At 31.0% G+C, this 19081-nt stretch carries 14 protein-coding genes, 4 tRNA genes and 1 other annotated feature; of the genes, 15 read left to right on the top strand and 3 right to left on the bottom strand.

The annotated features are described in order from the left end of the window. Window positions 1–314: 314 nt before the first annotated feature. The 9 genes from spoIIE (at window position 315) to lysS (ending at window position 12695) form a co-directional block, all read left to right on the top strand. On the top strand, window positions 315–2711 hold the full coding sequence (spoIIE, locus tag INR60_RS12755) for a stage II sporulation protein E (protein ID WP_194191896.1): 2397 nt from the start codon (window positions 315–317) through the stop codon (window positions 2709–2711). A 111-nt stretch (window positions 2712–2822) separates the two neighbouring features. Beyond that, window positions 2823–4223, top strand: coding sequence for a tRNA lysidine(34) synthetase TilS (gene tilS, locus INR60_RS12750; RefSeq protein WP_194191895.1), 1401 nt, complete (start codon window positions 2823–2825; stop codon window positions 4221–4223). 4 nt (window positions 4224–4227) lie between these two features. Next, window positions 4228–4767, top strand: coding sequence for a hypoxanthine phosphoribosyltransferase (gene hpt, locus INR60_RS12745; protein ID WP_194191894.1), 540 nt, complete (start codon window positions 4228–4230; stop codon window positions 4765–4767). Between the two features lie 71 nt (window positions 4768–4838). Continuing rightward, the gene (gene ftsH / locus INR60_RS12740) at window positions 4839–6647 is read left to right on the top strand and encodes an ATP-dependent zinc metalloprotease FtsH (protein ID WP_194191893.1); all 1809 of its coding nucleotides are present in this window, start codon (window positions 4839–4841) and stop codon (window positions 6645–6647) included. 209 nt (window positions 6648–6856) lie between these two features. Further along, window positions 6857–8527, top strand: coding sequence for a formate--tetrahydrofolate ligase (locus INR60_RS12735; RefSeq protein WP_194191892.1), 1671 nt, complete (start codon window positions 6857–6859; stop codon window positions 8525–8527). Between the two features lie 126 nt (window positions 8528–8653). Further along, window positions 8654–9433 (top strand): type III pantothenate kinase, encoded by a 780-nt coding sequence (locus tag INR60_RS12730; protein WP_194191891.1) that lies wholly within the window; start codon window positions 8654–8656, stop codon window positions 9431–9433. A gap of 5 nt (window positions 9434–9438) precedes the next feature. Continuing rightward, window positions 9439–10428, top strand: coding sequence for a tRNA dihydrouridine synthase DusB (gene dusB, locus INR60_RS12725; RefSeq protein ID WP_194191890.1), 990 nt, complete (start codon window positions 9439–9441; stop codon window positions 10426–10428). A 263-nt stretch (window positions 10429–10691) separates the two neighbouring features. After that, a complete protein-coding gene (gene greA / locus INR60_RS12720; RefSeq protein WP_194191889.1) occupies window positions 10692–11171 on the top strand; it encodes a transcription elongation factor GreA in 480 nt (159 codons plus the stop codon). A 15-nt stretch (window positions 11172–11186) separates the two neighbouring features. Next, window positions 11187–12695, top strand: coding sequence for a lysine--tRNA ligase (lysS, locus tag INR60_RS12715; RefSeq protein ID WP_194191888.1), 1509 nt, complete (start codon window positions 11187–11189; stop codon window positions 12693–12695). 45 nt (window positions 12696–12740) lie between these two features. Here the strand turns inward: lysS and INR60_RS12710 are convergent, their stop codons facing one another. Further along, window positions 12741–12935: a hypothetical protein gene (locus INR60_RS12710; RefSeq protein WP_194191887.1), complete on the bottom strand. Its 195-nt coding sequence runs from the start codon at window positions 12933–12935 to the stop codon at window positions 12741–12743. 141 nt (window positions 12936–13076) lie between these two features. Between INR60_RS12710 and INR60_RS12705 the strand changes: the two genes are divergently transcribed. The 4 genes from INR60_RS12705 (at window position 13077) to INR60_RS12690 (ending at window position 13708) form a co-directional block, all read left to right on the top strand. After that, a tRNA-Asn gene (locus INR60_RS12705) sits at window positions 13077–13151 on the top strand. A gap of 68 nt (window positions 13152–13219) precedes the next feature. After that, a tRNA-Asn gene (locus tag INR60_RS12700) sits at window positions 13220–13294 on the top strand. 204 nt (window positions 13295–13498) lie between these two features. Then, a tRNA-Asn gene (locus INR60_RS12695) sits at window positions 13499–13573 on the top strand. A 60-nt stretch (window positions 13574–13633) separates the two neighbouring features. Beyond that, a tRNA-Asn gene (locus INR60_RS12690) sits at window positions 13634–13708 on the top strand. A gap of 34 nt (window positions 13709–13742) precedes the next feature. On the opposite strand, the gene INR60_RS12685 is transcribed toward INR60_RS12690, so the two are convergent. Then, a complete protein-coding gene (locus INR60_RS12685; RefSeq protein ID WP_194191886.1) occupies window positions 13743–14231 on the bottom strand; it encodes an LURP-one-related/scramblase family protein in 489 nt (162 codons plus the stop codon). A 108-nt stretch (window positions 14232–14339) separates the two neighbouring features. Then, window positions 14340–14510, top strand: a binding site (T-box leader). A gap of 52 nt (window positions 14511–14562) precedes the next feature. Here INR60_RS12685 and INR60_RS12680 point away from each other — a divergent pair. Together INR60_RS12680 and murD are read left to right on the top strand one after the other, a co-directional pair. Then, the gene (locus tag INR60_RS12680; protein ID WP_194191885.1) at window positions 14563–15963 is read left to right on the top strand and encodes a glycine--tRNA ligase; all 1401 of its coding nucleotides are present in this window, start codon (window positions 14563–14565) and stop codon (window positions 15961–15963) included. Between the two features lie 190 nt (window positions 15964–16153). Further along, window positions 16154–17530: a UDP-N-acetylmuramoyl-L-alanine--D-glutamate ligase gene (gene murD, locus INR60_RS12675; protein ID WP_194191884.1), complete on the top strand. Its 1377-nt coding sequence runs from the start codon at window positions 16154–16156 to the stop codon at window positions 17528–17530. A 37-nt stretch (window positions 17531–17567) separates the two neighbouring features. Here the strand turns inward: murD and INR60_RS12670 are convergent, their stop codons facing one another. Beyond that, window positions 17568–18551 carry a DUF5050 domain-containing protein gene (locus INR60_RS12670; RefSeq protein WP_194191883.1) on the bottom strand — a complete coding sequence of 328 codons (984 nt, stop codon included), beginning with the start codon at window positions 18549–18551 and terminating at the stop codon, window positions 17568–17570. Window positions 18552–19081: the final 530 nt, after the last annotated feature.

Here is a 19081-nt window from a genome sequence, read left to right as displayed (position 1 = left end):
TTCTTAGATCTTTTTTTGCGTTTAAAAATAATTCTAAAATAAAGCAACTTATATATTAATTAAGAAAATAAAAAAATATAACATAAAAAATAATTCAATTAATAACAAGTTAGCCTATCTATATACAGTAATTTCAAAAATAAAAAAATTAAAAAAGAAATAAATTATCGAAAAACTAAATAAAAAAATAGAAAAATAAAATGATTGAAGGAATAATGTCTGAATAAAATTAAATTAGAAAAACATATAGCGACATATTATTTTAAAACCTCTTGCTATAATTAATTTACAAAATATGGAAAGGGGAAAGAAAGATGCAAGTAGGAGTTAATAGTGGTGCTTTAAAAAATGTAGGGAGAGATTTTACATATAAGAGTAAAGTTAGATTTGAAAGTGAGCAGAAAAGTGTTGTAGCTACATTTATAATAACTTTTCTTTTAAGTAGGGTTGTTTTATTTATAGGTCAAGGGGACATTGTTGGGATGGCGCCTTTTGGGATAGTATTTTTAATGGCTATGATAATGACAGGAAGTGAGAGTAAAGTAATAGCATCTAGTATAGCTGGATTTATAGGATACTTTACTATAATAAATGAATTAAGCGATATCATGTGGTACATAGCTACAATATTGATGTTTTTAGTATATAGTCTTATATTAACGAAGCTAGAGAGAAGATCTAAAATATATGTACTTTACGGGATTGTGTTTACGGTACAAATATTAAGTGGACTTATTGCTGGTGGGTATACTGTAGGACTTAATTTTACATTAGCAGCTATTAACACAGTAGTTTTAGTTCCTATATATTATGTAATTAACTATGGACTTAGGTGTGCATATGAATATAACTCCAATTATTTCTTTAATGTAGAGGAACTTATAAGTATTGCACTTATATTATGCCTTATGGTTGCAGGAGTTGGAGGCGTTACGGTATTTGATTTATCAATACGAAATATACTAGGATATCTTATGATAATGCTTATTTCCTATTTAGGAGGAGCAGCAAATGGAACAGCTATAGGGGTAGCTATGGGAATTGTTATTGGTATAAGCAGTGGAAATATGATAACTGGCGTAGGTTTTTATGCAGTTATAGGACTGGTTTGTGGCTTATTTAAAGATACAGGAAAGATATTTTCTTTCTTATCATCGATTTTGATTTATTTTATACTAGCTTTATATTCAAAGGATTTAACTGTAGTTGGATCAAGTGAAGTTATTTTAGCTGGTCTGATATTCTTATTATCACCTAAAAAGGTGTTAAATGTTATAGAGGCAGAGTTAGATAATGAAATAAAGGGGGAGAATTTAAGTAGTAATCATTTAGAACAGGTAAAGGCAGAGTTTACAGAAAGGATTGAAGTATTAGGAGAAGCTTTAGAACTTGTAGCTACATCTATTAAAGATATGTCAGAAAATGATAAGTTATCATACAAAAATAAAAGTACGGAACTTATTGATAATTTGAGTAATAGAGTTTGTAGCACTTGTGATAGAGGAGTAAGGTGTTGGAAGCGAGAATTTAATCAAACTTATATAGCGGTAGAAAGATTAATTCAAAGCAGAGAGGAGGGTTATCCAGAGTTTCCTAGCGATTTAGAAAAGAAATGTAAGCATAAAAGATTACTTGTTAAAGAAGCGGATAATATAGTGAATATATCAAAAATTCAAGAACTAGAAAGAAGGAGGATAGAAGAGGGAAGGAAGATAGTTTCTAATCATATAGTAAATATATCTAAAAACCTTGATCATATGTTTGATGATTTTAAAAGAGATGTTAGTTGGTGTGGAAATTTAGAAAGAGTAGTAAGAAAGGAACTTAATAAAAATTCAATTAAATACAAAGATATATTCTGTTATACAGATAAAGGAGGGAAATTAAAGGTAAGAATCAATATGGAAAACTGTGAAGGGGGAAGATATTGCGCAAAGAACGTTTTACCTATTATAAATGATATAGTAAGAACACCTATGACTCTTGGAGAAGATGGATGTAGAATTAATCCAAATAATAAAGATTGTACAGTTACGCTATCAGAGGTTCCGAAATATCAAGTTATATCTTATGCGGCTATGGATATAAAAGAAGGTGAAAAATACACTGGAGATAGTTATACTTTTGGAAAGGCTGGAAATGGAAAGTATATAACTATTTTAAGTGATGGAATGGGTTCAGGTCCAGAAGCTGGCAGAGATAGTAGGATAACTGTTGATTTAGTAGAAAAATTTATGCAATCAGGTTTTGATATAGACACATCTTTAAATACAGTTAATTCAATTATGAGCATGAAGTTTGATGAGAGCGAAAAATATTCAACTTTAGATATGAATATGATTGATTTATACACAGGAAAGGTTAAATTCTATAAAGTAGGAGCTACTACAAGTTTTATAAAGAGAGGGAAGACTATTAAAAAGATAAGTTCAAACATGCCACCTTTTGGACTTATGGATAGAATGGAGGTTGAAGGGTTAGAAGAAACTTTAAGAGATGGGGACTTTATAATAACGTTAAGTGATGGGGTATTAGATGTTTGTAAAAGTGAAGTAGGAAATTCAGAGTGGCTTGAACATTATTTACAGGGAAATAAAAGTGGGGCTAGAGATCTTGTTACGGATATATTAGAAGAATCAAAAAGAGTTAATAATGGAAGAATAAAAGATGATATGACTATTGTAGTCTCTAGAGTAAGTGCGGTATATTAAAATTTAGTTTAAATAATAAGAGCTGACAAAAGTCGGCTTTTATTATTTTACTTAAAGGAGATTTTAGTTTAATGTAGTATTATATAAAAAATAATTTGGGAAGTGGATTTTGTGATTAGAGAATTTAAAGAATTTATAGAAAAAAATGAATTGATTAAAAAAGGGGATGGGGTAGTAGTCGGACTTTCAGGTGGACCTGACTCAGTTTGCTTACTTCATTTATTACATAGTATAAAGGATGAGTATGATTTAAAAATAGTAGGAGCACATATAAATCATATGATAAGAGGAGAAGAAGCGAATAATGATGAAAATTACGCAAAAGAACTTTGTAAAAGTTTAGGATTAGATTTTCATAGTATAAGAGTTGATATTGAGGGACTTGCTAAAAAAGAAGGTATTTCAACAGAAACAGCAGGAAGAAATGTTAGATATGGATTCTTTCAAAAGATTAGAAAAGAATACGGATATAATAAAATAGCTACAGCACATAACGCTAACGATCAAGCAGAAACTATTCTTATGAGAATAATGAGAGGAACTGGTATAGAAGGACTTTTAGGGATACCTGTTAAAAGAGATGGAGTGTTTATAAGGCCTATATTAGGTATTGAAAGAAAAGATATAGAAGAGTATTGTGAAAAAAATAAATTAAACCCTAGAATAGATAAAACAAATTTAGAGACTATATATAGTAGAAATAGAATAAGATTAGATATTTTACCATATATGAAAGAGCATTTTAATGAGGATATAGTTAATACAATAAACAGGATGAGTGAGATATTATCTTTTGATAATGATTTTATAAATAAAGAAGTAGAAAAAGAATATAAAGAAAAATGTATAGAAAAAGAAGAAAGAATAATAATAAAAAAGGAATTATTCTTATCTCATAAGGCTATAATTACTAGAGTAATAAGAAAATCATTAACAAATGTTTCAAAAAGTATATATGATTTTGAACTTAAGCATATAAATGATGTAATATCGTTAAATAATATAGGAACTAATAAGAGGATCGATTTACCTAATGGGATTGTAGCAGAAAATATTTACGGGGATATAGAAATAAAGAAAAAAGAAGCCTTAGAAGAGAGTTTTGAAAAAGAAGAAACTGAAATAATGATAGAAAAAGAAGATATTGATAAAGAAGAATTAGATTATTTAGGATATAATTTTAAATTCCAAGTGTTAAAAGACGCAAAAAAATTAAAATTTAACAATAATGACTTAATTAAGTATTTTGATTATGATAAACTAAATAAGTGTGTTATTTTAAGGGCTAGAAAGAATGGAGATAAAATAGTTCCCTTTGGTATGAAGGGAAGCAAAAAGCTTAAAGATATCTTTATTAATATGAAGATACCAGTAAATCAAAGAGATATTACTCCAATACTTCAATTTGACGATAATATAGCGTGGGTAGTAGACGTGAAATTATCAGATATATTTAAAGTAACTAAAGACACAAAAACTATTTTAAAAGTAATTTGTGAGAAAAGGGGATAAGACTATGAAAAATGATATCAAAGAAGTATTATTTGATGAAAAACAATTAGCAGAAAGGGTAAAAGAACTTGGTGAAAAGATAAGTGAGGATTACAGAGGAAAAGATTTAGTTGTTGTTGGTGTATTAAAAGGTTCAGTAGTATTTACATCAGACCTAATTAAAAATATATCAATTCCATGTGAATTAGATTTTATGGCTGTATCAAGCTATGGGAATTCAACTGAAACTTCAGGAGTGGTTAGAATATTAAAAGATTTAGACCACAGCATTGAAAACAAACATGTATTAATAGTAGAGGATATAGTTGATAGTGGAATAACATTAAACTACCTATTAGGCTACTTAAAAGCTAGAAAAGCTAGTAGTATAGAAATAGTTTCATTATTAAACAAACCTGAGAGAAGAACAGCAGATTTAGATGTTAAATACATAGGTTTTGAAGTTCCAAATGAATTCATAATAGGATATGGAATAGACTACGCAGAAAAGTATAGAAACTTACCTTATATAGGTATATTAAAAGAAGAAGTTTACGAAAAATAATATAATTGTCATATGTAAATTACTATGATAAAATTTTTTAATAATATTTAAAAAAAGAGAGGGGGACCTTTATGAAGAAAAAACATTCAAGTGCCGCTATGTACATTGTAATTTTGGTTGTAATAGTCTTTGCTTCAGTTGCCCTGTGGGAGTCTGGAAATAAGTCAGAGACAATTTCATATAGTTCATTCCAAAACAAATGGAATACAGATCAGATAACAAGTATATATGTTCACGAAGATTCTATGACAGTAGATGGTGTTATGAAGGGTGATAAAAAGTTTACGACTATAGTTCCGCAAACTCTTTTATCAGATTTAATGACAAAAGCACCTAAAGAAGCAGTTAAGGTTGAATTTGAACCACTTTCAAACAGTGGGGCTTGGTTATCATTAGTGCCAACAATCCTAACGGTAGTATTATTTTTAGTTCTTCTTTTTGTTATGACTCAACAATCACAAGGAGGATCTGGTGGTGGAAGAGGAGTTATGAATTTCGGTAAAAACCGTGCAAAAATAGCAACTCCAGAATCACAAACAGTTACTTTTAAAGATGTTGCAGGTGCAGATGAAGAGAAGCAAGAGTTAGAAGAAATTGTAGATTTCTTAAAAGATCCAAAAAAATATACTAGCATGGGTGCTAGAATCCCAAAAGGAGTTCTTTTAGTAGGACCTCCTGGAACTGGTAAAACTCTTCTTGCAAAAGCTATCTCAGGAGAAGCTGGAGTACCATTTTTCAGTATTTCAGGTTCGGATTTCGTTGAGATGTTTGTAGGTGTAGGTGCATCAAGAGTTAGAGACTTATTTGCAGACGCTAAAAAGAACTCACCTTGTATTGTATTTATCGATGAGATAGATGCTGTAGGTAGACAAAGAGGAGCAGGTGTTGGTGGAGGCCACGATGAAAGAGAACAAACACTTAACCAACTTCTAGTTGAGATGGACGGTTTTGGTGTTAATGAAGGAATCATTATGATTGCTGCAACTAACAGAGCTGATATCTTAGACCCAGCATTACTTAGACCAGGAAGATTTGATAGACAAATCTTAGTTGGAGCACCAGATGTTAAAGGTAGAGAAGAAGTATTAAAAGTCCATACTAGAAACAAACCTTTAGCAGAAGATGTTGATTTAGAAGTTTTAGCAAAAAGAACTCCAGGATTCGCAGGTGCAGACCTTGAGAACTTAGCTAACGAAGCCGCACTTTTAGCAGTTAGAAGAGGCGAAAAAGAAATAACTATGCAAGACATGGAAGAAGCTATTACTAGAGTTATAGCTGGTCCTGAAAAGAAAAGCAGGGTTGTTATTGAAAAAGAAAGAAAGCTTACAGCTTATCACGAAGCTGGTCACGCTGTTGTAATGAGAGCATTAGAACACTCAGATCCAGTTCACGAAATAAGTATAATACCTAGAGGAAGAGCTGGTGGATACACTATGCATTTACCTACAGAAGACAGATCATACACTTCTAAACTTAGATTAAAAGATGATATGGTAGGGCTTCTTGGAGGTAGGGTTGCAGAAGCTATAATACTAGGAGATATAAGTACTGGGGCTAAAAATGATATAGATAGAACTAGTGCTATAGCAAGAGCTATGGTTATGGAATATGGTATGAGTGAAAAACTTGGAACTATTTCATACAGTTCAGATAATGGTGAAGTATTCTTAGGTAGAGATATCGGAAGAGGAAGAAACTTCTCAGAAGAAATCGGAGCAGAAATTGATAAAGAAGTTAAGAGATTTATTGACGAAGCTTACGAAAGAACTGAAAAAATTCTAAGAGAAAATATAAACAAACTTCATTCAGTAGCTGGAGTTCTATTAGAAAAAGAAAAAATTGATGGCGAAGAGTTTGAAAAAATTTGTAGCGAAGCTTAAAATAAAAAAAGCTATACCTTAAAGGTATAGCTTTTTTATTATTTACGAATGTTAATTTACAAATAAATATATAGCAAGGTTATATAACGAATGATTATATGTAAGTATAAAAAAACATTCGATTGAGTATTTTCTAAATCTATTTTAAGTGATATACTAAATTTAAAAATGACGGAAAATAAGCAAAAATGAAATGGGGTATTAAAAATATGAAAAGTGATATTCAAATAGCACAAGAAGCAAATATGGAGCCTATAGTTAATATAGCAAAAAAATTAAATTTATCAGAAGATGATATAGAGCAATACGGTAAGTATAAGTGCAAAATATCATTAGATGTTTTAGATAAGAAAAAGGATGAAAAAGACGGGAAATTAGTTTTAGTTACAGCAATAAACCCAACTCCGGCTGGAGAAGGTAAATCAACTGTAACTGTTGGGCTTGGTGAAGCGTTATGCAAAATGGGGAAAAATGCAACTATAGCACTAAGAGAACCCTCACTTGGACCTGTATTTGGTATCAAAGGAGGAGCTGCTGGAGGCGGATATGCGCAAGTAGTTCCTATGGAGGATATAAACCTTCACTTTACAGGAGATATGCACGCTATAACGTCAGCAAACAATCTTTTAGCGGCAGTCATAGATAATCATATACACCAAGGCAATGATTTGAAAATTGATTCAAGACAAATAACATTCAAAAGAGTTGTAGATATGAACGATAGAGCTTTAAGAAATGTTGTAGTTGGAATGGGTGGAAAAATAAACGGATTCTTAAGAGAAGATGGATTTATGATAACTGTAGCTTCAGAAATAATGGCTATACTTTGTTTAGCTACAGATTTAAATGATTTAAAAGAAAGAATGGGAAATATAGTAGTTGCTTATAATTTAGATGGTGAGCCTGTATATGCAAAAGAATTAGAAGTTCAAGGTGCTATGGCTATGCTTATGAAAGATGCAATAAAGCCAAATTTAGTGCAAACTTTAGAAAACACTCCAGCTATTATTCACGGAGGACCTTTTGCAAATATAGCACACGGATGTAACTCAATTATTGCAACTAAACTTGCGTTAAAGTTAAGTGATATAGTAATTACAGAAGCAGGGTTTGGAGCGGATTTAGGGGCTGAAAAATTCTTGGATATAAAATGCAGATATGGTGATTTAAATCCAGAATGCGTTGTAATTGTTGCAACTATAAGAGCGTTAAAACATCACGGTGATGTTAAAAAGGAAGATTTAAATACACCAAATGTTAAAGCTTTAGAAAAAGGTATATCAAACTTAGAAAAGCAAATAGAAAACATTAAAAAATTCAATGTACCTGTAGTAGTTGCTATAAATAAATTCCAATCAGATAGCGATGAAGAAATTGAATTTATAAAAGAATTCTGCAAAAAAATTGGAGTTAGAGTAGCACTTTCAGACGTATTCTCAAAAGGTGGAGAAGGTGGAATTGAACTTTCTAAGGAAGTACTAGATGCATTAGAAAATGAAAAGTCAGATTTTAAAGTTTTATATGATGAAAAAAATAGTATAAAAGAAAAAATAGAAACTATAGCAAAAGAAATATACGGAGCATCAGGAGTTGACTTTACACCATCAGCTTCTAGGGAGATTAAAGCTTTAGAAAAATTTAATTTAGATAAACTACCTATATGTATGGCAAAAACACAATATTCTCTTTCAGATAATCCAAGTTTACTTGGAAAACCAGAAGGATTTAGAATAACAGTTAAAGAAGTTAAAATTTCAAATGGAGCTGGATTTATAGTAGTTTTAACAGGAAATGTTATGACTATGCCAGGGCTTCCAAAAACACCAGCAGCAAATAAGATGGATATATTGGAAAATGGTGAAATAATAGGACTATTCTAATATATGTTAAAGTATTGACAAATACAGTCAAATTGATAAAATTATATTGTCAAAAATAAGTTATTTTATTTGATAAAAGCAGCTTAATTGAAGCTGCTTTTAATTATATTAAGGTGGTGTGCTATAGTGGTTTTACTAGTAGATGTAGGAAACACGAATATAGTTTTAGGTGTATGTAGAGATGAGGAGTACATAGCAAGCTGGAGAATTTCAACTGATGTTAATAAGACTTCTGATGAATATGGAGCGATAGTTACTCAACTTTTTGCTCAAAGTGATTTAAATCCAAAAGAAGTACAAGGGATAATTATATCATCAGTAGTCCCAAATATAATGCATTCTCTTGAAAATATGATAAGAAAATGTTTTGAAAAAGAACCGATAGTAGTTGGGCCAGGAATCAAAACTGGTATTAATATAAAGTACGATAATCCTAAAGAGGTAGGTGCAGATAGAATAGTTAATGCAGTTGCAACTTTTGAAAAGTATAGGAAGCCAAATATCGTAATAGATTTTGGTACAGCAACAACTTTCTGTTCTATAACTGAAAAAGGGGATTATTTAGGAGGTTGCATAGTTCCAGGAATAAAGATATCAGCAGATGCTTTATTTGAAAGGGCTGCAAAACTACCTAGAATAGAATTAGAATTCCCAAAAGAAATAATATGTAAAAATACTACAAAAAGCATGCAAGCTGGTATTTTATATGGTTACATTGGGCAAGTTGAATATATAGTAAATAAGATAAAAGAAGAAATGCGTCCTAAAATAAGTGAGGAACCTATAGTTATAGGAACTGGAGGCCTTGCAAAGCTTATTGCTACAGAAACTGATGTAATAGATGTAATAGACAGTGATTTAACATTAGAGGGGTTAAGAATAATATACAATAAGAATAAGGAGTAGGCCTTATGAAAATAGGAAACTTAGAATTTAAAAACAATGTATTTTTAGCACCTATGGCTGGAGTGACTGATATCTCATTTAGAGGACTTTGTAAAGAACAAGGATGCGGATTAGTTTACACAGAAATGGTTAGTGCTAAAGCGCTATATTACGGTAGCGAAAACACAAAAACTCTTCTTAGAATTGCAGACGAAGAAAGACCTGTAGCTGTTCAAATATTTGGACACGAACCAGAGATTATGGCAGAGGTTGTAAGAGAGCATTTTAGCCATAGAGATGACATATGTATAATAGATGTTAATATGGGGTGTCCTGCACCTAAAATAGTTAAAAACGGTGATGGATCTGCACTTATGAAAGATCCAAAACTTGCAGCTGAAATAATCAGAAAGATAAAAGAAGTATCTACAAAGCCAGTTACAGCTAAATTTAGAAAAGGCTTTGACGATGAAAACATAAATGCTGTAGAATTTGCAATTGAACTTGAAAAAGCAGGAGCAGATGCAATCGCTATACACGGAAGAACTAGATCTCAAATGTATTCAGGAACTGCAGATTGGGATATAATAAAAGAGATAAAAAAGCACGTTAAAATCCCTGTTATAGGAAATGGGGATGTTTTTTCAGGAGAAGATGCTAAAAGGATGAAAGAACATACAGGTTGTGATGCTATAATGGTTGCAAGAGGAAGTATGGGAAATCCTTGGCTTTTTAAAGAAATAGAAAGAGCCTTAAATGGAGAAGAGCCTTTAGATATAACTCCAGAAGAAAAGATTAATATGTGTATAAGACATTACGAATTATCAGTAAAATACGATGGAGTATATAAAGCCACTAGAGAAATGAGAAAGCACGCGGCTTGGTACGTTAAGGGACTACCTAACTGTACCGATATAAGAAACAAGCTAAACACTTTAGAAACAAGTGAAGAAGTTATAGAACTTTTAAAAAATTACAAAAAAGAATTAGAAAATATGAATAAAATTTCTGAATAATAAGTATACTTTTGAATAGAATTTTAAACTTGGAAGAACATTTTATAAATGTTCTTCCAAGTTGTATCTATTGAAATCTATATATATAAGGAGGAAATTGGAACACCGATTGATTCCTTAGAATAGTCAGCTTTGTTGACATATTATAGGCACTGATTTATAATATTTTAAATGAAATTCAATTGTGATTAGTATATTTTATGTCAAGTAAGATAATAAAAAATATATTACCCAAATTAGTTTTTGGTAAAGGGGAGTTAAGTATGAGTGAAAAGAAAACTTTTGTTATGACTGTAGAAGGTCTTAATAAGCTTGAAAACGAATTAGAGCACTTAAAGACAGTTAAGAGAAAAGAAGTAACTGAGAGAATTAAGGTAGCTTTAGGATATGGAGACTTAAGTGAAAACTCTGAATACGATGAAGCTAAAAACGAGCAAGCATTCGTAGAAGGAAGAATCATGCAAATCGAGAACATGCTAAAAAATGCTGAGGTTGTTGATGAATCAGAAATACCTTCAGATATAGTAGCAGTAGGTTCAATAGTAAAAGTTAAAGATTATGAATTTGATGAAGAAGTTGAATATACAATAGTAGGTTCAGCAGAAGCAGATCCAATGGAGTTTAAAATATCTAATGAATCACCAGTAGGAGAAGGTTTAATAGGTAAAAAAGTTGGAGATATAGTAGAAATAAATGTTCCAGGAGGAGTTAATAAATTCGAAGTCCTAGGAATTAGAAGATAAAACGGAGGGATATCAATGTCAACTGAGGAAATGAATGTACAGGAGTTAGAAGCTCAGTATAGTGAACAAGAAGCTCTAAGAAGAGAAAAATTAGCTGAATTACAAGCAGCTGGAAAAGACCCATTTGACGTATACAAGGTAGAAACAACTCATGTATCACAAGAAGTCAAAGATAACTTTGAGGAGTTAGAAGGAAAGACTGTTAAATTAGCAGGTAGAATAATGTCTAAGAGAGGTCAAGGGAAAGTAGTTTTCTCTGACATACAAGACATAGCAGGTAGAATCCAATTATTTATAAAAATCGATGTAGTTGGAGAAGAGGCTCTTAAGGCATACAAGGCATATGATTTAGGAGACTGGGTTGCAGTTACAGGAGAAGTTTTTAAAACTAAGGTTGGAGAAATTTCAGTTAAGGTTTCAGAAGTAGAACTTATCTGTAAATCACTAAAGCCACTACCAGAGAAATTCCACGGATTAAAGGATCCAGACTTAAGATACAGACAAAGAGAAGTAGATATAATCACTAATCCAGAAGTTAAAGAAACTTTCATTAAAAGATCTAAAATAGTTAGAGCTATAAGAGAGTACTTAGATGATAGAGGATTCTTAGAAGTAGATACTCCAACACTTGCAACTATTGCTGGTGGAGCTGCTGCTAGACCATTTATAACTCATCACAATACTTTTGATATAGATATGTATCTAAGAATTGCACCAGAGTTATATTTAAAAAGATTAATAGTAGCTGGATTTGATAAAGTATACGAAATGGGTAAAAACTTCAGAAATGAAGGAGTATCAGTTAGACATAACCCAGAGTTTACAGCAATAGAGTTATATGAAGCATATGCAGATTACAACGACATGATGGAAATAACAGAAAACATGGTAGCTTATGTTTGCGAAAAAGTTAACGGAACTACTAAAATCACTTACGAAGGAACTGAAATAGACTTTACTCCACCTTGGAGAAGAGTAACTATGGTAGATGCAGTTAAAGAGTATGCTGGAGTTGACTTTAATGAAATTAAAGACGACAAAGAAGCACAAGCTATAGCTAAAGAAAGAGGATTAGAATTCCCTAAACCTTTAGATAAGGTAACTAAAGGGGAAGTTCTTAACATGCTATTTGAAGAGTATGGTGAGTCAAAATTAATCCAACCTACTTTCTTAATAGACTACCCAGTAGAAATTTCACCTCTTACTAAAAAGAAAAGAGGAAACGAAATGTTTACTGAAAGATTCGAAGGATTCGTATACGGAAGAGAGTTATGTAACGCTTACTCAGAGCTTAACGATCCAATCGTTCAAAGAGAAAGATTTGCACAACAAGAACAAGAAAGAGAATATGGAGACGATGAAGCATACATGTTAGATGAAGAATTCATGAGTGCTCTAGAAACAGGAATGCCTCCAACAGGTGGTCTTGGAATAGGAATAGATAGATTAATAATGTTCTTAACTGATTCATCATCAATTAGAGACGTTATCTTATTCCCAACAATGAAACCGATAAATAAATAGTTAATATATAAATAGACATTATGATAGGATATCCTATCATAATGTCTATTTTTTGTTTTTCCATGAAGTTATAAAATACTCTAAAAGTGATCCGCCTAATGCTATAAAAGGTAAGAGTAATACGTATGCTATATAATCAGAATCTAAATAGGATTCACTAAAAAATATAAGTAGTATTCCAAAGAGTATAGGAAATAAAACGATAAATAAATTTCTTTTCAATATTTTTTTAAATGGCATATAATCAGCTCCTAATAGGTAATTATTATATAATACTATTATTGGTAAAAAATAGAATAAAAACTAAAAATAAATACCAAAATTTCAAAAAACACTTGCAAATTCTACAAAACTTGATATAATAATCAATGTGATAAACGTTCCGCGATAGCTCAATGGTGGAGCACTCGGCTGTTAACCGATAGGTTGGAGGTTCAAGTCCTCTTCGCGGAGCCACTTTTATTTTAAAAGGAAGTTTATCATATGTCGCTTTGTGTTAGTAAAGATACTGCACTTAATAATAATCCGCGATAGCTCAATGGTGGAGCACTCGGCTGTTAACCGATAGGTTGGAGGTTCGAGTCCTCTTCGCGGAGCCAAAGAAACAGTGATTTAATCACTGTTTTTTTTTGCCTAAAAAATATAAGATTTATATATAAAAATCAATAATATAAAGCTTTAACTAGAAGCTAAGTTATAAGTATTTAGGTAGTTTAAATAAAAACTTATGTTAATTTAAAGTATTTTAAAAAAATACTTGCATTTTAAATGAAAACTGATATAATATTCAATGTAATGAATGTTCCGCGATAGCTCAATGGTGGAGCACTCGGCTGTTAACCGATAGGTTGGAGGTTCAAGTCCTCTTCGCGGAGCCAATTTTCTTTTAAGATCATTCATTACAAAGTCGGTTGTGTTAATAACACAAATTTTAATAATCCGCGATAGCTCAATGGTGGAGCACTCGGCTGTTAACCGATAGGTTGGAGGTTCGAGTCCTCTTCGCGGAGCCAAAGAAAGCAGTGAATTTATCACTGCTTTTTTTATTTACTCTTCACCCTCATCGTGCTCTACTAAATCTATGATTATAGAAGCTGCTAGAATAAGTGCATGATCATCAAATTCAAATACATCTACTACGTATTTATCAGTTTCTAAAATAAGGTCTTTAGAAACTTTAGCTATTTTTTCATTATCCTCATCAAAAAACTCGAATTCGTGATCTATAAAATCCCCCTTTATTTCAATTTCCCCGTAAGGTGTGTCTAAGATAAAGTTTTCTTTTAAAGGAGTAAGGAGTTTTTTATGAACTTCTGCATAATCTTCTCCGTTTTTCTCGATAATAAAAGAATCATTAAAACTTAAAAGTTTCTTTTTTAATTTAAATAATTTATTTCCACTATGATCTTTAAAATATAACTTTTCTGAAGAGGCGCTGATTTTACCGTCAATTTCATAGCGTAAGTTACCTTCTGTATCTTTTACTTTATAGTCATTTGATATGGCTACAAGATTTTCACTTAAAATGTATTTCATATAATTCCATCCCTTCTTTAAAATAGTATATAAATAAATTATAATACTTATTTATAGATAAATTCTTGACATATAGAAACCATTTGGTAAAATTAATAATATAATTTCATATGTACGTCGAAAAAGAAGAGTAAATTCAAAAGATTTCTTTTAGAGAGATGATGGAAGGTGAAAATCATTAGAAGTTTGGATTGAAGGGAGCTTTGGAGTACAGTTATTTAGAAAGATGGGCTTTAGCCAAGAAGGGTGGAACCGCGGAAAAGAAATTTCGTCCCTTTATTGTGCTTTAAGGCTTTTTTTATTACAAAAAATTAATTTGGAGGGATAAATTATGGCAGTAGAAAAGACTATGGAAAAAATCGTAGCGTTATGTAAAAACAGAGGATTTATATTCCCTGGCTCAGACATATACGGTGGACTTGCAAACTCATGGGATTACGGTCAATTAGGAGTAGAGTTTAAGAACAACGTTAAAAAGGCTTGGTGGCAAAAGTTCATCCAAGAAAGTCCTTATAACGTAGGAGTTGACTGCGCTATATTAATGAACAAAAGTGTTTGGGAAGCTTCAGGTCACTTAGGAGGATTCTCAGATCCTTTAATGGACTGTAAGGAATGTAAAACTAGATACAGAGCAGATAAATTAGTTGAAGACCATATGACAGAATCAGGAGTAGAAGTTGCTTCAGCTGATGGTATGTCAAATGAAGAGTTAAAAACTTATATAGAAGAAAATAATATAGTTTGTCCAAACTGTGGAAAAATGAATTACACAGATATAAGACAATTTAACCTTATGTTTAAAACATTCCAAGGTGTAACAGAAGATGCTAAAAATGAAATATACTTAAGACCAGAAACAGCACAAGGTATTTTCGTAAACTTCAAACAAGTTCAAAGAAGTTCAAGAAAGAAAGTACCATTTGGAATAGGTCAAATAGGTAAATCATTCAGAAATGAAATAACACCAGGAAACTTTACATTTAGAACTAGAGAGTTTGAGCAAATGGAACTTGAATTCTTCTGTAAACCAGGAACTGACTTAGAGTGGTTTGGATACTGGAGAGATTATTGTTGGAACTTCCTATTAAACCTAGGAATGGATGCAAAATCATTAAGAATGAGAGACCATGGAGAAGAAGAATTATCATTCTACTCAAATGCTACATCAGATATAGAATTCTTATTCCCATTCGGATGGGGAGAACTTTGGGGAATAGCAGACAGAACTGACTACGACTTAAAGAAACACCAAGAGCATTCAGGTCAAGATATGAGTTACCTAGACCCTCAAACTAATGAAAAATACGTTCCATACGTAATAGAACCATCACTTGGGGCTGATAGGGTTGCACTTGCATTCTTAGTAAATGCATACGAAGAAGAAGACTTATCTACAGAAACTAAACAAGATTCAAGAGTAGTTATGAGATTACACCCAGCACTTGCACCTTACAAAGCTGCAATATTACCATTATCTAAAAAACTTTCAGAAAAAGCTGAAGAAGTATATTCTTTATTAGCTAAAAAATTCAACGTTGAGTATGATGAAGCTGGAAGCATAGGAAAGAGATACAGAAGACAAGACGAAATAGGAACACCATTCTGTATAACAATTGATTTTGAAACTGTGGAAGATGGAGCAGTAACTGTAAGAGATAGAGATTCTATGGAACAAGAAAGAATTAAAATAGAAGATTTAGAAGCTTACATCCAAAAAAGCTTAGAATTTTAAAAAATAGCCTGCCTTATTAACCTAAGGTAGGCTTTTCGCATATAAAAAAATAAAAATGTTTTTATATCTATATATATGATTATATTATGGTGAAAAACTTAAATGTGGGTGTTATAATTATTAGGAAATGGGACAAAATTTAAGGTGGTCAAAAAAGTTAAGCTGAAGGCACTATAATTGGAGGAGAAGTATGAAAAAGGATTTTAATGAGTTCAAGAAATTTATAAAAGACAAAAAAGTAGGGGTTGTAGGTATTGGAGTAAGTAATATTCCATTAATTAATTTCTTATTAGAACTTGGTGCAAAAGTTACAGCTTTCGATATGAAAAATGAAGAGGATTTAGGAGATGTAGCGATAGATTTCAAAAATAAAGGAGTTAAGTTATCATTAGGTGAAAACTACTTAGATAATTTAACAGGCTTTGACGTTGTATTTAAAACACCATCTATGAGAATAGATAGTGAAGCTTTAGTTAGAGTTTCAAAAGAAGGTGCTTATATAACATCGGAGATGGAAGAGTTCGTTAGATATTGCAAAGGAAAAATATTTGGAGTTACAGGTAGTGATGGTAAAACAACAACAACTACTATAATCTCTAAGTTATTAATAGAAGAAGGATATAAAACTTGGGTTGGTGGTAACATAGGAACACCTCTATTTTCTAGAATAGAAGAAATAGAAAAAAAGGATATGGTTGTACTTGAATTATCAAGTTTCCAACTTATGACTATGGATTTACCTATGGAAGTTGCGATTTGCACAAACCTAGCCCCAAACCATTTAGATATGCATAAAGATATGCAAGAATATATAGATGCTAAGAAAAATGTATTTAAATATGCTGATGAAAATGGAATTTTAGTTATTAATAGAGAAAATGAAATAACGTATGGATTCAGAAATGAATTTAAAGGCGAGATAAGAGAATTCAGTTCAAAAAGAGAAATAGAAGATGGTGCTTATTATAAAGATGGAGTGCTTTACTTAGATGGAAAAGAAGTATGCAAAAAAGAAGATATAGTTATAAAAGGTATGCATAATGTAGAAAACTATCTAGCAGCATTTGCAGCAGTTAAAGATGACGTATCTATAAAATCAATGAAAAGAGTTTGTGAGACATTTACAGGTGTTGAACATAGATGTGAGTTTGTAAGAGAGATAGATGGAGTTAAATACTATAACGACTCTATAGCTTCAAGCCCAACTAGAACACTTGCAGGACTAAGAGCGTTTGAAAGAAAAGTAATACTTATAGCTGGTGGGTATGATAAACATATACCATTTGCACCTCTTGCAAAAGAAGGGCATGAGTTTATAAAAGAACTTATAGTTATGGGAGATACTAAAGAGTTAATTAAAGATGCTTTTAAAAAGCTTAAAGAAGAAGATGGGGTAGATATAACTATAGAAGAGGCAACTTCACTTGAGGATGCAGTTAATATAGCTAAGAGAATAGCAAAGCCTGGCGATATAGTTACTTTAGCTCCAGCTTGTGCATCTTTTGATATGTTCAAAAACTTTATGATAAGAGGAAATAAATTTAAAGAGATAATAAATAATCTATAATATAAAATTAAAGAGATAAGCTTAAAAGCTTATCTCTTTATTTTTTGTATTGAAATCTATTGACGTTTATACTCGGCAGATAAAAAATTCCTTCTTCTGTTGGATAAAATTCATTAACTGATTCAGAAATAACAGTAGATACTTTATATTTATCATTTTTAATATCTAACTTTATAGAACAAACAGTATCATTAGCGCCTTTATTTAAGAATAATATATCCTTTTTATACATCTTTAAGTCTTCACCATTTATTTTAGCGACTCTCTTTGCTTTAGAAGTGGCAACATCTAATAAATATATTGAATTATTATCAGATGGGTTTATAAATAATATATTCTTATCATATGGAATGAAGCTTTGAACTGGATAATCTGATAATTTAACTCTATTAGTTCCATCTTCTCCTATAGCATATAGCTTAAGTCCATCATTTAAGTTTTGGTAGAGTACATTTTTACCATTTACTATAAATCTACCAGCCTTATCAGATGTAAGTCTTAGAGTTTTTTTGGATTTTGTATCATATTTAAATAGTTCTTTAGTTTTACTATTAATAAAGAAAATACTATTATCTGCAAAAACTAAATCTTTAGCTGGCATACTATTTAATTGAGTAACTTCTTCATTTATTAAATTAATTTGTTTTAAAGGATCGTTATTTTTCCAATCTGAAAAATAAATAATATCATTATTAAAAGCTAAAGAAGAAGCAAAGTTTTCATAAAAGTTATTAAGGTCTGATGAAATATCTTTTTTTATCTTTTTATTATCTATGTAAGTTATCTTTCCGTTGTTGTCTGGATTCGGAAAATAGGTTGAAGATTTAGAGATAACAAAATTAGAAGGATAATATGTTTTATCGCTCACTGAAAAATGAATTGGTATAGTCTTTGGTGTTATTGTAGTACTTTCAGTATTTGTATTATTTTCGTTTAGGCTAACTCCTTTAGCATCGTCCTTACCACAACCTATAAAGGTAAGAGGAACTAAAAGAAGTGCAGCTAGTAAAAGTTTTTTCATTAAATTGCCTCCTGACAAAATTTAAATAATCTTATAAGTATTATATCGAAAATAAATAGAAAAATATAAGTTAAATGAAGAAAAGCTTGTAAATTTAACATAATGCGATAAAAATTAGCGTTAACATATCCACGTGTATCATTATAAGAAATTTATAGTAATTAAGAGAAAATAAGAGTATAGAAAGAATAATTAGGTTGAAATAAATAATATATATATCGACATAATGTATAATCGTGTTACTATAATATCCGTCCTAAGGAAACGGACACGAAACACAAAAAAGTTTCAAAAACATCTTTTTTAAAACAAAAAAGTTTTTCAAAAAAAGTTGTTGACAAAAAGAAACTTAAGTGTTAATATAAAAAAGCAGTCGTGAGAGCGACACAAGATCTTTGAAAATTGAACAGATTTATATAATACAAAACCAGCAATTCTTTTTACGAATTTAAGTTTTAAGAGTACAGATTAAACTTTTTATTGAGAGTTTGATCCTGGCTCAGGACGAACGCTGGCGGCGTGCCTAACAC

The sequence above is a fragment of the Clostridium chrysemydis genome (assembly GCF_015234215.1).
GTDB lineage: Bacteria > Bacillota > Clostridia > Clostridiales > Clostridiaceae > Clostridium > Clostridium chrysemydis.
This window is presented reverse-complemented; position numbering and strand designations above follow the sequence as displayed.

Excerpts from the sequence above, each read along its gene's own strand:
- spoIIE (WP_194191896.1), top strand. The coding sequence starts at position 315 with ATGCAAGTAGGAGTTAATAGTGGTGCTTTAAAAAATGTAGGGAGAGAT.
- hpt (WP_194191894.1), top strand. The coding sequence starts at position 4,228 with ATGAAAAATGATATCAAAGAAGTATTATTTGATGAAAAACAATTAGCA.
- ftsH (WP_194191893.1), top strand. The coding sequence starts at position 4,839 with ATGAAGAAAAAACATTCAAGTGCCGCTATGTACATTGTAATTTTGGTT.
- INR60_RS12735 (WP_194191892.1), top strand. The coding sequence starts at position 6,857 with ATGAAAAGTGATATTCAAATAGCACAAGAAGCAAATATGGAGCCTATA.
- dusB (WP_194191890.1), top strand. The coding sequence starts at position 9,439 with ATGAAAATAGGAAACTTAGAATTTAAAAACAATGTATTTTTAGCACCT.
- greA (WP_194191889.1), top strand. The coding sequence starts at position 10,692 with ATGAGTGAAAAGAAAACTTTTGTTATGACTGTAGAAGGTCTTAATAAG.
- lysS (WP_194191888.1), top strand. The coding sequence starts at position 11,187 with ATGTCAACTGAGGAAATGAATGTACAGGAGTTAGAAGCTCAGTATAGT.
- INR60_RS12710 (WP_194191887.1), bottom strand. The coding sequence starts at position 12,935 with ATGCCATTTAAAAAAATATTGAAAAGAAATTTATTTATCGTTTTATTT.
- INR60_RS12685 (WP_194191886.1), bottom strand. The coding sequence starts at position 14,231 with ATGAAATACATTTTAAGTGAAAATCTTGTAGCCATATCAAATGACTAT.
- INR60_RS12680 (WP_194191885.1), top strand. The coding sequence starts at position 14,563 with ATGGCAGTAGAAAAGACTATGGAAAAAATCGTAGCGTTATGTAAAAAC.
- murD (WP_194191884.1), top strand. The coding sequence starts at position 16,154 with ATGAAAAAGGATTTTAATGAGTTCAAGAAATTTATAAAAGACAAAAAA.
- INR60_RS12670 (WP_194191883.1), bottom strand. The coding sequence starts at position 18,551 with ATGAAAAAACTTTTACTAGCTGCACTTCTTTTAGTTCCTCTTACCTTT.